A 13,543-nucleotide genomic window follows, 5' to 3' on the forward strand; every position below is an offset into this window, starting at 1 on the left:
AGTAATTCTGAACCGGCTTTCTGCAAAGATTTACCTCGCGCCAATTGTTGTGCGGTGCAGCAAACGGGCGTGGCCGTCATAGCCGCCTGTCGCCATGTGCAGCAGGCAACGATTGTCCCACATAAGCAGCGTGTGCGGTTCCCATTTGTGGCGATACTGGAACTCCGGCCGGGTCTGCCAGCGATAGAGTTCCGTCACCAGTTCCCAGCCTTCGTCATGATCCATTCCCGCGATGCCAATAATGTACCCGGCACAGCCGAAGAGGGACTTGCGGCCGGTTTCAGGATGCACGCGGATGAGGTCGTGGCGCTGGGTCGCCTCTGCATCGGCAGAAGGGCGGATGTCCATGCTGCGGCCCTTTGCCTTGTCGCTGTCGCCGTACATGCCTGCCGGGGAATAGGCATTGCGTGCAGAGTGGATGGCGTGGCGGCCTTCCAGCCGCGCCCGCAGCTCCGCCGGCATGTCTTCCAGCGCCTTGTACTGGTTTGCGAACAGCGTATCGCCGCCCTTCGGCGGGATCGTGATGCCGAAGAGGCAGGTGCCCGCCGGCGGGCGCGTCTGGAAGCTCCAGTCCGTATGCCAGCTCTCGGCGAAGATCGGCGCGGTTTCGTCGGCGGCGCGCTGCACGGCGATGATATGCGGATGGCCGGGAATGGGCGCGATGAACGGGTCATCCCCAAAGGGGCCGAAATACTGCGTGAAGCGTTCAAGGTCTGCATCGGTCAGTTTCTGGTCCGGAAAGGCCAGCACCTGATGCTCCAGCCAGGCCGCGCGAATGACGGCAATGATTTCGGCATCCAGCGGCTGCGTCAGGTCCACGCCGCGCACCTCTGCGCCGCAGGCTTGCCCCGAAGGCGTAATATCGAGCGTCATGTTGTTTCCTCCACGCGCCACCTTATCACGGCCCGCGCACTCGCCTAGAACACGGGCCATGAGCGATTTGTTCGAAGCTGCAGGTCTTTCCAGAGGGGCGCCCCGGCCGTTGGCCGATCGGTTGCGCCCGGCCGTTCTGTCCGACGTGGTGGGGCAGGACCACCTGGTTGGGCCGGAAGGGTCGCTGACACGGATGCTGAATGCGAAGCGCCTGTCTTCCATTATTCTCTGGGGGCCGCCCGGCGTCGGCAAGACGACCATCGCGCGCCTGCTGGCGCAGGAAACCGATCTCGAATTCGAGGCGATCAGCGCCATCTTCTCCGGCGTGAAGGATCTGCGCGCCGCGTTCGAGCGGGCAGAGGCGCGCCGCAAGGTGGGCAAAGGCACGCTGCTTTTCGTCGATGAGATCCACCGCTTCAACAAGGCTCAGCAGGATGGCTTCCTGCCTTATGTCGAAAGTGGCACGGTCACCTTGGTCGGCGCGACGACGGAAAATCCCAGTTTCGAGATTAACGGCGCGCTCCTGTCCCGGTGCCAGGTTCTCGTGCTCAAGCGTCTCGAAGATGACTCACTGCGCGAACTGATCGTCCGCGCGGAAAAGGAAGAAGGGCGCGAGCTGCCCGTCACGAAAGATGCCATCGGTCCGCTCATCGCGATGGCGGACGGGGACGGGCGTTATCTCCTGAACCTCGTCGAGCAGGTCTATGCCTTGGCGGAAGGCGGAAAGCCGCTCTCGCTCGCCGAGATGTCGAAAGGGCTGCAAAAGCGGGCACCGGCCTATGACAAGGATGGTGACGGTCATTTCAACCTTATCTCCGCGCTGCACAAATCCGTGCGTGGATCGGATCCGGATGCCTCCCTCTACTGGCTCGCGCGGATGATCGATGCGGGTGAGGATCCGCTTTACATCGCCCGGCGCATGATCCGCATGGCAAGCGAGGACATCGGCCTAGCGGACCCGACGGCCCTCATGGTCGCCAGTGAAGCCGCGCGCGCCTTTGAGCGCATGGGCTCGCCGGAAGGGGAGCTGGCGCTGGCCCACGCCGTGGTTCATCTTGCGACTGCACCAAAATCCAATGCCGCCTACATGGCGTGGAAAGCGGCATTGGCTGCGGCGCGCGACACCGGCAGCCTGGTGCCGCCCAAGCATATCCTCAATGCACCGACCGCCATGATGAAGGATCAGGGCTATGGCGAAGGCTATGCCTATGACCACGATACCGAACAGGGTGTGTCGGGGCAGAATTACTTTCCAGACGGCATGGCCCGCCCGGTCTTCTACCAGCCGAAAGGCGAGGGCCGAGAGAAGCCGATCGCTGAACGCCTTGCCTGGATTGCCAAGCTCCGTGAACAGAAGAAAAGTGGGGCATGACCCGCAACCGCCCTGTGCCTGCCATTGACCCGGCTGATGCTGCCTTTGTGCGCAGTCTTCTCATCCATGAAGACAACAGCGTTCTTGTCTTCAACAAGCCGTCCGGTCTCGCCGTTCAGGGCGGCGGCGGCATCGAGGCTTCGCTCGACAGCCTGCTCGCGGCCTTCGCCAAATCCAACGGCAAGCGTCCGCGCCTTGTCCATCGGCTCGATCAGGGGACATCCGGCGTGGTCATCGCCGCGCGCACCCAGCCGGCTGCCGCGCGCCTGTCTGACGAATTCGCCACACGCCGAGCGAAGAAGGTCTACCTTGCGCTTGTCCGCGGCACGCTGCCGGAAGCGGCTTCAGGCGTGATCGATGCGCCGCTGGTGAAAGTGGAAGAAGGCGGACGCCCACGCATGCTGGTCGCGGCGCCCGGCCGCAAGGGCGCGCAGACGGCGACGACAAGCTGGACCATTCTCGCCAGCTCTGGTGATGTTGCGCTCATCCGGGCTGAGCCGGAAACCGGCCGCATGCACCAGATCCGGGCGCACATGTCCCATCTCGGCTGCCCGATCCTCGGCGATCGCCTCTATGGCCGGGGGGAGAAGGGCGCTGCGCGCCTCATGTTGCATGCGACCAGTCTCACCATCCGTCACCCGGAAGGCAAGGAGATGACCTTCACGGCGCCGCCGCCGGGGGATTTCATCCAGCGGGCACAGGAGCTGGGTCTCGGCCCTATAGCCTGAGCGCAAACAAAAAGGCCCCCCGGTTTCCCAGGGGGCCTTCTTTGTTTGTGGGCTGAGATTAGTGCTCGCGGATGCGCGGGCCCATAGCCTGTGCTTCGCCGGAGTTCACTGCTTCGATCGTGGCCAGCTGTTCGATCAGGGCCTTGGTCTGCGGGTTGCCGGTGATGGCGTTGATTGCCGACACCGCTTCAGCCGCTTCGCCCGACACGCCGAACAGGGATTCGAGTGCTTCGAAGCCGGTCTTGCGGTGCGGGTAGTAGATCAGGCGCGGAGTGACATCTGCTTCGATGCCGCCAAGCTCCTTGGCTTTCTCGATCGCATCCGTGAACGAACCGATCTGGTCCACAAGGCCGCGGTCGAGGGCATCTTCGCCGCTCCACACCCGGCCGCGGGCAATCTCGTGGACTTCGTCATAGGTCTTGCCGCGGCCTTCGCCGACGATCGTCAGGAAGCGGTCATAGCCGCGCTTCAGGGACGCCTTCACTTCGGCTTCCTGGGCCTGGGTGAACTTGTCGATGCCGTAGGCGTCGGCAAAGTCGCCGCCTACGGTCACATCGTCGAACGTAATGCCGATCTTGTTGAATGCGCCTTCGAGGGCGAACTTGCCGCCGAAGATGCCGATTGAGCCGGTGATGGTCGACCGGTTGGCAACGATATAGTCGGCGCCGGCGGAGACATAGTATCCGCCCGAAGCCGCCAGCGAGCCCATCGACACGACGACCGGTTTGCCGTCAGCCTGCACGCGCTCAATGGCGTTCCAGATCTGGTCGGATGCCGTCGGCGATCCTCCGGGGCTGTCGACACGGAACACGATGGCTTTCACCTTATCGTTCTTGCCGGCATCAAGAATGGCGCGGGCAATCGTGTCGGAGGCAAAGCCGGGAGCTTCAGCGAACGGACCGCCGGCATCGGCATTGCCCGTTACAACTGCACCCTGGCCGCCGACGACCGCGATCTGCGGGGCCTTCAGCGGCAGGCTTGGTGCGGAATAGCTGCCGATGTCGACGAGTTCGGCATCTTCGCCCGCGCGTTCCTTCGCAGCTTCTTCAGCCTGCTCGGGATAGCCTTCCTTGTCCATCAGCTTCAGCGCGATGACTTGCTCGGCCGTTTTCGGACCGCTTTCGAGGGCGGCTTTGACGGCATCCACCGACAGGCTGCGGTCGGCAGCGATGTCGTCCAGCGACGCATCCCAAAGAGACTGCGCGAGCACCGTCATCGCTTCGCGGTGCGGTTCGGTGTAGCCCGTCTCGTTGTAGGAGTTCGGCGCGTTCTTGTATTCGTAGAAGGGATATATTTCCGGGGTCACGTCGATCTTGTCGAACAGGCCCTTGAGGAATTCCGTTTCGAACGAAACGCCCGCGGCGAAAACTTCCGTGCCCGGCTGAATCCAGATTTCGTCGGCGGCTGCGATGGCGCGCAGGGCAGATGGGTTGGTTGCGCCGAACGTGCCCTGGGTGTGCGCAATCACGAACTTGCCGGAGTCGCGGAAAGCGTGGATCGCTTCGCGCAGCTCTTCTGCGCGGGAACTGCCCACGCTCATCGTGGCGCCCCGCAGGTAGAGGCCCTTGACGGAGTCATCGGTCTCTGCGGCCTTCAGCTTGGTCAGGATATCAATGAAGCCCGGCGTTTCGGAAAAGGCGGCGAACCCTGATGTCGGCGCCTGGTCCGAATATTCCGAGTTGAGGTCGAGCCTCAGCACGACAGCGTCCGGAGCCTTCGGCTTCGAACTGGCGGCGCTGACGATCAGGCTGGTGAAGAACAGCGCAATCGCAAAGACGAAAATGAACATCGCTGCGAGTGCCCCGGCCATCGACAGGAGAAATGTTTTCATGAGGTTGTAGTCTCCGGGAGCAGTCCGGTGGGGAGGCCGAACTTACATGATAAACGATATTGTCGATAATCGATAAAATGTAAAGGTCGCTCTATGCGCTTTGAGCAAATTGACCGGAAATCGGCAGAACGGTGAAAGAAGTCACCGCCGGCTCTGCGAAGGGGTGTTGCCAGCAACAACAAGAGTGGCTATCTCGGCGCCTCCATTGGGGTGTCGCCAAGTGGTAAGGCAGCGGTTTTTGGTACCGCCATTCCCAGGTTCGAATCCTGGCACCCCAGCCACCCCTTCGGTTGCGACAGATTTTCGAAAACTTCTCCCGAAAAATAGCTTTTTTGAGTGCCTTATGACTGCGCACGACGTGTTGCCATCGTGCGCGCGAAAGATATTTTCTAAATGACTCGTAAAGGATCATTGATCGTGAGAAGGAGGGTTGTTAGCCTCCATATTCACGGCTAAGGGCTTTGCCGTCGAAACTGCCTTTGGCAGGTATAAAAGACTTGGTAGAGAGAGCGACTAGCGCTCCGGAACTAGGCGAAGGGGAGGTGATGGGCGGTCTTCGCCTTTTTGCTTCCGTACAGACTTGGCCTTGTGTGTGTGAGGCCGGCATTGAAACCGGGACGCTCCCGCGAGCGGAGGGCCCGTTGTCGGATTTCCCGCGCAATCGTTGCGCGACCGTTTGGAGAGTTGAGAGGCAAACCTCATGAAGAAACTTCTGTCACCAGCTCGCGGCGTCCTTGCCGCGGCGCTTATCGTTGGGATGGCCGTTCCGGCTCAGGCCCAGCTGCGCGATGCGCTGAACACGGGCGAACAGGCGACGCGCCGCGCCGAACAGGTCCAGGAGCAGATCAACCAGCTGGATGATGAGCGCACGGACATGGTGCGCGAATACCGCACCCTGCTGCAGCGCCGCGACGCCGCAGACCTGTATGCCAAGCAGCAGGAACTGGTGGTTGCTTCCCAGCGTGAGGAAATTGCTTCGCTCACCGAACAGCTCGGCTCGATCGACGACATCACCGCCCAGACGGTTCCGATGCTCCTCAGCATGGTCGATGATCTCAAGGCCTTCGTTGCCGCCGACCTTCCGTTCAAAAAGGAAGAGCGCCAGCTTCGCCTCGAAGCACTCGACGGTGTGATGGAAAAGGCAGACGTGACCCCGGCCGAACAGTACCGCCTCATCATGGAAGCCTACCAGGCTGAAATGGAATACGGCCGCACGATCAGCACCTGGCAGGAAGAGATCGACCTCGGTGGCAACCCGACGACGGTCGACATGTTCCTCTATGGCCGCGTCGCACTTGTCTACCTGGCTCCGAACGGCAAGGCCGCTCGCTTCAACCGCGCCACCGGCGAGTGGGAAGCACTGTCGGGCAAGTACACGAACGACATCCGCAAGGCGATCCGTGTTGCTCAGGCGAAAGCCCAGCAGGACGTTCTGTTCGCTCCGGTCCAGAAGTTCACGGTCCAGTAAGCCTGGTTCAGAGAATCCAAGAGGTACAATCATGTTGACTTTCAAATCCTCGCTGAAGGCTCTGGGTGCGGCTTCGCTGCTCGGCCTCGGCTCTTTCCTCGTTGCTGCTCCGGCATCGGCCCAGTCGCTGGCCGATGTGGTGAAGCGTATCCAGGCTGACTCGAACGAGATGTCGGCTGAAAACCAGCAGCGCCTGCGCGAATTCCAGCAGGACAAGGCCGCTCAGGCTGCCAAGATGGCTGATGCCCGCGCAGCACTGAACGCTGCAGAAGGCAAGGGCCGTGCACTCGGCGCCGAGTTCGACGCCAACGAAGCCACGCTGGGCGATCTCGAGGCCCAGGTTTCGGCTCAGGCCGGCGACTTCCAGGAACTGCTCGGCCAGTTCCGTTCGGCCGCTGGTGAGACCATGCCGGAAATCGCGAACTCCATCGCCAACTTCGACTATCAGGGCCGCGTTGAAGGCATCGCCGAAATCGCTGAAGCCCGCACGCTTCCGAACCGCGCTCAGCTTGAGCGTCTTCCGAAAGCCATGCTGCAGGAAATGATCGCCCAGTCCGAAGTCAAAACCTTCAATTCGACGGTTGACGGCATCGGCCCGGACGGCTCGAACGCTGATGCGGAACTGCTCCGCGTGGGCGTGTTCACCGCTGCGACCACCGCGGGCAAGAAATTCGTCGAAGTCCGCAAGGGCGCCGATGGCGACACCTTCCTCCAGGTCTTCGGCCAGCAGCCGTCCGGCGCATTTGCCGGCGCGATGGGCTCGCTGATCAATGCCGGTCCGGACCAGGTTGTCCGCGCGCCGGTCGACCCGTCCAAGGGTAACCTCTTCGGCATCCTCGGCGATCTGCCGAAGCTGTCGGATCGTATCAAGCAGGGTGGTCCGGTTGGTGCTGTGATCATGGTGCTTCTGGCGATCGGCCTGCTGATCGGTCTCTACAAGATCTTCACCCTGGTCACGATGGGTGGCGCGATGCGCCGCACCGCCAAGACCCGCCAGGCTGGTGACGGCAATCCGCTGGCCCGCGTGTTCGAAACCTACGAACAGAACCGCGGCAGCGACATTGAAACCCTGGAGCTGAAGCTCGACGAGCAGATCCTTAAGGAAAGCCCGCGCATCGAACGCTTCAACGACATCATCAAGGTTCTCGCCTCGGTGTCGCCGCTGCTCGGCCTGCTCGGTACCGTTGTCGGTATGATCATCACCTTCACCGCGATCACCATCTACGGTGCCGGCGATCCGAAGCTGATGGCCGGTGGTATCTCGGTCGCTCTCATGACCACGGTGTTCGGTCTCGTTGCGGCCATTCCGCTCCTGCTGATCCACGCAGTCGTGTCTTCCATGGCACGCGGCAATCAGCAGATCCTTGACGAACAGGCTGCCGGCCTGATCGCTGAGAAGGCGGAATCTCTGCGTGGAGTGGCGTAAGCCACTCCCGTAGTCCCAACGAGGAGGAACCCGTCATGGGTTTTACAGATCTACAAGCCTTCCTCGATCGTGGCGGTCCGGTACTGATCGTCATTATGGGGGCCACCTTCATAATGTGGGCCCTGATCCTGGAACGCATGTTCTACTTCAGGTTCGCACACAAGCAGGTTGCCGCTGAAGCGATCGCGGAGTGGCGTTCCCGCTCCGACCGGAAGTCCACCCTGGCTCACTGGATCAAGGACAAGCTCGTGTCCGAGGTCCGGATGAAGGCGGAACAGAATGTCCAGCTCACCAAGGCTATGGTGGCTCTGGCGCCGCTGCTCGGCCTTTTGGGTACGGTGACGGGCATGGTGGCCGTGTTCGACGTCATGGCGATCACGAACGGTGCAGATGCAAAGGCCATGTCGGCCGGTGTGTCACGCGCCACGATCCCCACCATGGCCGGCATGGTCGCGTCGCTCTCGGGCATCCTGTTCACTTCCGGCATGGACCGCCGCGTTGCGCGCTCCGTGCAGGAAGTCGAAGATTCGATGGAGATCAGCTGATGAGAGGACGTACACAACGCGCGGCCGACGAGGCCAATGTCGACCTCACACCGATGCTGGATGTGGTTTTCATCCTGCTCATCTTCTTCATCGTGACGTCGACCTTCGCCCAGGAAAAAGCGCTCGGCCTTGAGCCGCCGCCGCCGCCCGCGCCGGAGCAACAGGAGCAGCAGGACGTTCCTGCCATCCTGATCTTTGTCGATGAGAGCAATCTCATTACTGTGAACGGCCGTCCTACTGACATCAGCTCGGTTCGTGCCAATATCGAACGTGTCCGCGCTGAAAACCCGGACAGTGCCGTGATCATTCAGGCTCACCCGCGCACCAAGAGCGGTGTGATCGTGAGAATTCGCGATGCGGCATACGATGCTGGTTACAAGACGGGTGTGAACCTCGTTCTGTCGCAGGCCGAGTAGAGGAGAGAACAGCTAATGGCACGCAGAAAACGCCAGGCTTACGCCGCCGGAGGTGCTGAGGACGATGTGAACCTCACGCCGATGCTCGACGTGGTCTTCATCCTGCTGATCTTCTTCATCGTCACGGCCCAGTTTATCAAGGAACCGGGTGTTGCGATCATCCGTCCGGAAGTGAACAACAAGGCAGACGCTAAGCCGCTGGCGATCCTCATCGCCATCGACAGCAACAGCGACATTTACATCGACAAGAAACTCGTTCCCGAAGAGGAAGTGTCGTTCACGCTCAAACAGATGCGTGAAGATAACCCGCGCGGCGAGATCGTGGTTCAGGCCGATGTGGATTCGGACGCAGAGACGCTGGTTGGCCTGATGGAAACCATCAACCAACTCGACGGGGCTACAGTCATCAACATCTCGGCTCAACGAGACTAGGAGGCAACCATGTTCGCCAATCCTCTGACGAGACTCCTTGTTGGCGTCGCCATCGCGATCCCGATTGTTTATCTCCTCTTTATCCTGATGAGTTCGCTCATCACGGTGAAGGAAGTGAACCTCGAGAAGAGCGAGCAGCGCGTCCTGACGGCGATCACGCCACAGAGCCAGGACTCTGAAGTCCGGACCCGGCAGCGGTCCAAGCCGAAGCGGATCGACTCCGCCCAGAAGCCGCCGCCGCCGCCGAAGGTCTCGGCAACCCGGTCCGACATCAGCCTGCCGACGCCGAAGATCGAAGGTGCTGCACCGACCGAGTTGAACCTCGGCCGCATGCAGTCGCTGGCCATCGACCCGGTCGCAATTTCCGACCGTGATGCCCAGCCGATCCGTCCGCCGACGCCGTCCTATCCGACCCGCGCAGCTGAGCGCGGCATCGAGGGTACCTGCGAAGTCCGCTTCAATGTGGACACGCGCGGCCGTCCCTACGATGTCGTGGCGACCTGCTCGGACTCGATGTTCAAGTCGGAAGCAGAACGCGCGGTCAGCAAGGTGGAGTTCGCCCCGAAGATCATTCGTGGCAAGGCCGCCGAACGTAAGAACGTCGTCTATCCGCTGGAATTCCGGCTGAGCAACTGACGGGCGGTAGTCGCTTGAAATCAAATGAAAAGGGCGCCTTGAGGGGCGCCCTTTTTGTTTGCGCCCCTACGACCTTACGCTAAGTAAAGTTTCCCTAGCGTAATGCTCTTAAGGCGAGTATGCTGACTGGAAAATCACAACAGGAGGTTGCCATGTCGTCTCGCCCCATTTTCCGCCAGTTGCCTCAGCCCGGTGCGGGCAAGGCACAGCGATACGCGGCGGCCTCGGTGCCGGCCGGTCTGGTGACGATCCTCCTCTTTACCGGAATGAACCGGCTCATTCAGGTCACCGAGATTTCAGAACCCGCGAAGGAGCAGCGAGTCCTGCTGGCGCTGGAAATACCCAATCCATACAAGCCGGAAAACATCGATGTGTGGCCGGAGCCACCCGTGAACATCGATGTGCTGCCCCGTCCGCCTGTCGAGAGTCACACCGTCAGCGACGTTCCGACAGTTCCGGTCGCGGTTTACACGCCTGCTCCGCCGGTGCTCGATCCCGGCATCGTCGAACTGCGGCCGCCAGTTGGCTCGCCGATCATCGACAGGGTGCCGACGGCGGTGCGTCCGCCGCTGCCGACATTTCCCACCGTGGCGGCCCAGAAGGGCATTTCGGGCAGCTGCGAAGTGCGTTTCAGCCTTACAGTGCAGGGGCTGCCATACAATGTCACCTCGACCTGCAGCGATCCGGCCTTCGAGAAGGAAGCTCGCCGGTCGGTCAGCAAGGCGGAATTTCTGCCGCGCATCGAGGACGGCAAGCCGGTGGAGTCTCACAATCTCATGTATCCGCTGGAATTCCGTCTGAATTGAACAAATCGGCGCGTTAAGTCATGTGGACAGGCATTGACGAGTTCCCCTCAACCAAACATATCAGGGGTGAGTCACATCCGCGGAAAACGCGGATGAAGGCGTGTGCAAAATAACATTATAAAGCGCGCTGAAGTCCTTGATCCAGCCGGGCAATTCCGGTTGAGTGAATACTACCCCGCTAGGCAGCGGCCAGGAGAGGAAATATGGGTATCAGATCTGTTCTCAAGGGCGCCATCGTCGCCGGTTTGATGGTGAGCGCAGGCGCTACCGCGGCTTACGCGCAGACCTGTGAAGAGACCGAGTTTACGTCCAAGACTGGGCAGGTCTATCTCGACGCCGAACAGGCCGCGATCACCAACAAGGACTTCAACACGGCCGCCTCAAAGATGGCGCAGCTGAAGTCGATGCAGCTGAACTGCTATGAGGAAGGCGCTGTCCTCAAACTGTCAGCCTACATCAACATCGAAAAGGGTGACCGTCGCGCCGCCGTCAACGACCTGCTGACGGCCCTCAATAAGGGCTACATCCCGCAGAAAGATGCCGCGCAGACCTATTACAACATTGCGCAGATCTACCTGCAGGATGAAGACGTCAACAAGTCGCTCGAATACATGACGAAGTGGCAACAGGCTGGCGGTAGACCGGACCGGCAGCAGAAGTGGCAGCTGGCCGTTCTGTATCAGCGCGTCGACAATTTCCGCGAAGCGATCCGCTGGGCTGAGGCCACGAAAGCCGATGACGGCTCCAAATACGAACAGCAGCTCTATGACCTTCTGATCTTCCTGTACAATCAGGTCGACGACAAGGCGAAGCTCGCCTCCACGCTCGAGACCGTTCTGGTCCACAACCCGACTGAACGGAAGTACTGGGACGCGATTGCCGGCAACTACTACGCCTCCAACGAAGAGCGTAAGGCGTTCGAAGTTCAGAAGGCGATGTATCTCGGCGGCATGCTGAAGACCGAGGACGAGCTGATGCGCGTCGTCAACTTCTACAACCGCTTCAACGTGCCATACCGCGCTGCTCAGATCCTTGAAAAGGAAATGAATGCCGGCCGTATCAAGCGCAATCTTGAGCACCTCGAACTGCTGGCGAACCTTTACCAGGTCGCCCGCGAGAATGAGAAAGCCATCCCGGTGATCCGCGCAGCGGCTGATGCTGGCGGCGGCGGCGCGATGTATGAGCGTCTTGGCCGTTCGTATGCTGACCTTCAGCAGTGGAAAGACGCCGAAGACGCGCTCACCAAGGCGCTCAGCATGGGCGGCCTGAAGGATGCGGGCAACGCATGGGTCCAGATCGGTCAGTCCCGTTACGAGCGCAGCGACCGTGATGGCGCCAAGGAAGCCTTCCGCAAGGCCAACAATCGCGCCGGTCGCTCCTGGCTCGACTTCATGCAGTCCGAGGAAGACACCAAGACGGCTCTCAAGTGCTTCGAGTTCCAGTCGGCCATGCTGAACGTGCAGAATGAAGCCAAGATCTGTAAGCGCCTGTCGGTTCTCGGCGAGGACAACGTCACGGAGAACTGCAAGACGGTCAACGCGCGCCTCGAGGCCGCCGAAAAGGCCTTCAATGAAGCGCCGGTCTGCGCTAACCAGCGCAGCTGATCCTGCACTTGACTTGATCCCTGAAAGCCCCGGCCGCAGCGCCGGGGCTTTTTCGTTTGGGGAGATCAGGAATAGGCGCTCAGAATTTCATCTACGGCGCGCTCAAGATCTTTCAGCGTCGCCACATGGCTCATCTGTGCACAGAATGGCCGGTAGCGTGGAATGACGCTGTCGCCGGTGCCCCAGAGGGGCTCGGCCTCCGGGTTAAGCCAGATCACCCGCTTGGCGCGGGCGGCAAAATCGCGAAACAAGTCCACTCTCGGGTCGCCATAGTTCGATCGGGCATCGCCCATGATCAGCAGCGTCGAGCGCCGGTCGATCAGCTGCTCGTGGTTCATTTTGAGGTCGGACCAGGCCTGTCCGTAGCTGGTCGATCCCATGCCGTACTCACGCAGGATCTTTGCCATCGCGACCTCAAAATCGTTCTGCTCCAGCGTTTCGTCGACCGGCCCGAGTCGGAACGAAAATGCAAAGGCGTGCAGGTCCGGCACGACATCCTTCATCGACCAGAGCAGCAGGAGAAGGAAGCGCACATATTGCGCGACCGATCCTGAAACGTCGCAGATGACCAGGATCTTCGGCCGGTCGCGGCGCTTCTGGCGCCAGATCACATTGAACGGAACGCCGTCCAGCCCGGCATTGGCGCGCATGGTGCGGCGCACATCCAATTGGCCGCGATTGCGCTTCTTGCGGCGGCGCGAATGCTTGATTGCGAGGCGTTTGGCGATCTTGGCGACGAGGCGTTTCATCCGCTCCATGTCGCTGCGGTCGAGTGCCGAGAGTTTTTTATCCGCGGCGTAGTCATCTCGGAATTGCTGGGTTTCGCCCGCACCGAAAACGTCGAACGCCTTTTCGGCCCGTTCGCGGGCCCGCATTGTCAGGGCACGTCGTATGTCGATCAGCCGTTGCGCTTCGCTGTCGCCGTCCTGTCCGCCTGTCTGCAGTGCTTCCAGCAGGCGCGCCTGCAAGCGCCCGCCGCCCATCTGTTTCACCATCTGCTGGGCGAAGTAGGCGACCTGAGTGGAAAAGCGGATGTCGTCGACGCCCGCGGCTTCGGCGGCTTTTTCCAGCGCGAGGGTAATTGCGGCCTCGTCTCCCGATTCCATCAGTTCAACAGGGTCAGGTGGTTCGTTCCCCGCCGTTGCGGTGTCGTCGTTCCGGCCGGTCGCCGCGGATTGGCTGGGCAAATCCTCGCGGGAGAAATACAGCTCGAACAGTTCGTCGTGCGTGACTTTTTCTTCCGGCGACTTGGCCAGCACGCAGGCAAGGGAGTCTTTCAGCATCGCACGGTCGGCATAGCCGATCAGTTTCAGTGTCCGCGCGGCATCGAGGGCTTCGCCGGTCGAGACGCGCACATCGGAAGAGCGAAGCGCGCGGATGAAATTGGTCAGCGGGCGTTCCATCGC

Annotated in this window: 13 protein-coding genes and 1 tRNA gene; 11 read left to right on the forward strand and 3 right to left on the reverse strand. The window is 61.0% G+C overall.

Annotated features, from left to right (window positions below):
- Positions 1–30 precede the first annotated feature (30 nt).
- Positions 31–873 carry a TauD/TfdA dioxygenase family protein gene (locus R3C13_RS12380; RefSeq protein ID WP_371311141.1) on the reverse strand — a complete coding sequence of 281 codons (843 nt, stop codon included), beginning with the start codon at positions 871–873 and terminating at the stop codon, positions 31–33.
- A gap of 58 nt (positions 874–931) precedes the next feature.
- Here R3C13_RS12380 and R3C13_RS12385 point away from each other — a divergent pair, with 58 nt between their 5' ends.
- Positions 932–2,245, forward strand: coding sequence for a replication-associated recombination protein A (locus tag R3C13_RS12385; RefSeq protein WP_371311142.1), 1,314 nt, complete (start codon positions 932–934; stop codon positions 2,243–2,245).
- Positions 2,242–2,973: an RluA family pseudouridine synthase gene (locus tag R3C13_RS12390; protein WP_371311143.1), complete on the forward strand. Its 732-nt coding sequence runs from the start codon at positions 2,242–2,244 to the stop codon at positions 2,971–2,973. Before R3C13_RS12385 ends, R3C13_RS12390 begins: the two co-directional genes overlap by 4 nt.
- A gap of 58 nt (positions 2,974–3,031) precedes the next feature.
- Here R3C13_RS12390 and sppA read toward each other — a convergent pair whose 3' ends face one another.
- Positions 3,032–4,804: a signal peptide peptidase SppA gene (sppA, locus tag R3C13_RS12395; RefSeq protein WP_371311144.1), complete on the reverse strand. Its 1,773-nt coding sequence runs from the start codon at positions 4,802–4,804 to the stop codon at positions 3,032–3,034.
- 206 nt (positions 4,805–5,010) lie between these two features.
- Between sppA and R3C13_RS12400 the strand changes: the two genes are divergently transcribed.
- The 9 genes from R3C13_RS12400 to R3C13_RS12440 all read left to right on the forward strand — a co-directional run bounded on the left by R3C13_RS12400 (position 5,011) and on the right by R3C13_RS12440 (position 12,137).
- Positions 5,011–5,085, forward strand: a tRNA-Gln gene (locus R3C13_RS12400).
- Between the two features lie 419 nt (positions 5,086–5,504).
- On the forward strand, positions 5,505–6,272 hold the full coding sequence (locus R3C13_RS12405; protein WP_371311145.1) for a DUF3450 domain-containing protein: 768 nt from the start codon (positions 5,505–5,507) through the stop codon (positions 6,270–6,272).
- Positions 6,273–6,303: 31 nt separating this feature from the next.
- Complete coding sequence (locus R3C13_RS12410) at positions 6,304–7,698, forward strand: MotA/TolQ/ExbB proton channel family protein (protein WP_371311146.1); 1,395 nt, start codon at positions 6,304–6,306, stop codon at positions 7,696–7,698.
- Between the two features lie 35 nt (positions 7,699–7,733).
- Positions 7,734–8,243: a MotA/TolQ/ExbB proton channel family protein gene (locus R3C13_RS12415; RefSeq protein WP_371311147.1), complete on the forward strand. Its 510-nt coding sequence runs from the start codon at positions 7,734–7,736 to the stop codon at positions 8,241–8,243.
- Positions 8,243–8,659 (forward strand): ExbD/TolR family protein, encoded by a 417-nt coding sequence (locus R3C13_RS12420; protein ID WP_371311148.1) that lies wholly within the window; start codon positions 8,243–8,245, stop codon positions 8,657–8,659. Before R3C13_RS12415 ends, R3C13_RS12420 begins: the two co-directional genes overlap by 1 nt.
- A gap of 15 nt (positions 8,660–8,674) precedes the next feature.
- The gene (locus R3C13_RS12425; RefSeq protein ID WP_371311149.1) at positions 8,675–9,091 is read left to right on the forward strand and encodes an ExbD/TolR family protein; all 417 of its coding nucleotides are present in this window, start codon (positions 8,675–8,677) and stop codon (positions 9,089–9,091) included.
- Between the two features lie 9 nt (positions 9,092–9,100).
- On the forward strand, positions 9,101–9,727 hold the full coding sequence (locus tag R3C13_RS12430) for an energy transducer TonB (protein WP_371311150.1): 627 nt from the start codon (positions 9,101–9,103) through the stop codon (positions 9,725–9,727).
- Between the two features lie 152 nt (positions 9,728–9,879).
- Positions 9,880–10,533: an energy transducer TonB gene (locus R3C13_RS12435; protein ID WP_371311151.1), complete on the forward strand. Its 654-nt coding sequence runs from the start codon at positions 9,880–9,882 to the stop codon at positions 10,531–10,533.
- Positions 10,534–10,736: 203 nt separating this feature from the next.
- On the forward strand, positions 10,737–12,137 hold the full coding sequence (locus R3C13_RS12440; RefSeq protein WP_371311152.1) for a hypothetical protein: 1,401 nt from the start codon (positions 10,737–10,739) through the stop codon (positions 12,135–12,137).
- A 65-nt stretch (positions 12,138–12,202) separates the two neighbouring features.
- On the opposite strand, the gene R3C13_RS12445 is transcribed toward R3C13_RS12440, so the two are convergent.
- Positions 12,203–13,540, reverse strand: coding sequence for a VWA domain-containing protein (locus tag R3C13_RS12445; protein ID WP_371311153.1), 1,338 nt, complete (start codon positions 13,538–13,540; stop codon positions 12,203–12,205).
- Between the last annotated feature and the right edge of the window lie 3 nt (positions 13,541–13,543).

This window comes from Hyphomonas sp., assembly GCF_041398385.1.
Lineage (GTDB): Bacteria > Pseudomonadota > Alphaproteobacteria > Caulobacterales > Hyphomonadaceae > Hyphomonas.

Bases quoted from the DNA above. Each gene is read 5' to 3' on its own strand.
- R3C13_RS12380 (WP_371311141.1), bottom strand. From the start codon at position 873: ATGACGCTCGATATTACGCCTTCGGGGCAAGCCTGCGGCGCAGAGGTG.
- R3C13_RS12385 (WP_371311142.1), top strand. From the start codon at position 932: ATGAGCGATTTGTTCGAAGCTGCAGGTCTTTCCAGAGGGGCGCCCCGG.
- R3C13_RS12390 (WP_371311143.1), top strand. From the start codon at position 2,242: ATGACCCGCAACCGCCCTGTGCCTGCCATTGACCCGGCTGATGCTGCC.
- sppA (WP_371311144.1), bottom strand. From the start codon at position 4,804: ATGAAAACATTTCTCCTGTCGATGGCCGGGGCACTCGCAGCGATGTTC.
- R3C13_RS12405 (WP_371311145.1), top strand. From the start codon at position 5,505: ATGAAGAAACTTCTGTCACCAGCTCGCGGCGTCCTTGCCGCGGCGCTT.
- R3C13_RS12410 (WP_371311146.1), top strand. From the start codon at position 6,304: ATGTTGACTTTCAAATCCTCGCTGAAGGCTCTGGGTGCGGCTTCGCTG.
- R3C13_RS12415 (WP_371311147.1), top strand. From the start codon at position 7,734: ATGGGTTTTACAGATCTACAAGCCTTCCTCGATCGTGGCGGTCCGGTA.
- R3C13_RS12420 (WP_371311148.1), top strand. From the start codon at position 8,243: ATGAGAGGACGTACACAACGCGCGGCCGACGAGGCCAATGTCGACCTC.
- R3C13_RS12425 (WP_371311149.1), top strand. From the start codon at position 8,675: ATGGCACGCAGAAAACGCCAGGCTTACGCCGCCGGAGGTGCTGAGGAC.
- R3C13_RS12430 (WP_371311150.1), top strand. From the start codon at position 9,101: ATGTTCGCCAATCCTCTGACGAGACTCCTTGTTGGCGTCGCCATCGCG.
- R3C13_RS12435 (WP_371311151.1), top strand. From the start codon at position 9,880: ATGTCGTCTCGCCCCATTTTCCGCCAGTTGCCTCAGCCCGGTGCGGGC.
- R3C13_RS12440 (WP_371311152.1), top strand. From the start codon at position 10,737: ATGGGTATCAGATCTGTTCTCAAGGGCGCCATCGTCGCCGGTTTGATG.
- R3C13_RS12445 (WP_371311153.1), bottom strand. From the start codon at position 13,540: ATGGAACGCCCGCTGACCAATTTCATCCGCGCGCTTCGCTCTTCCGAT.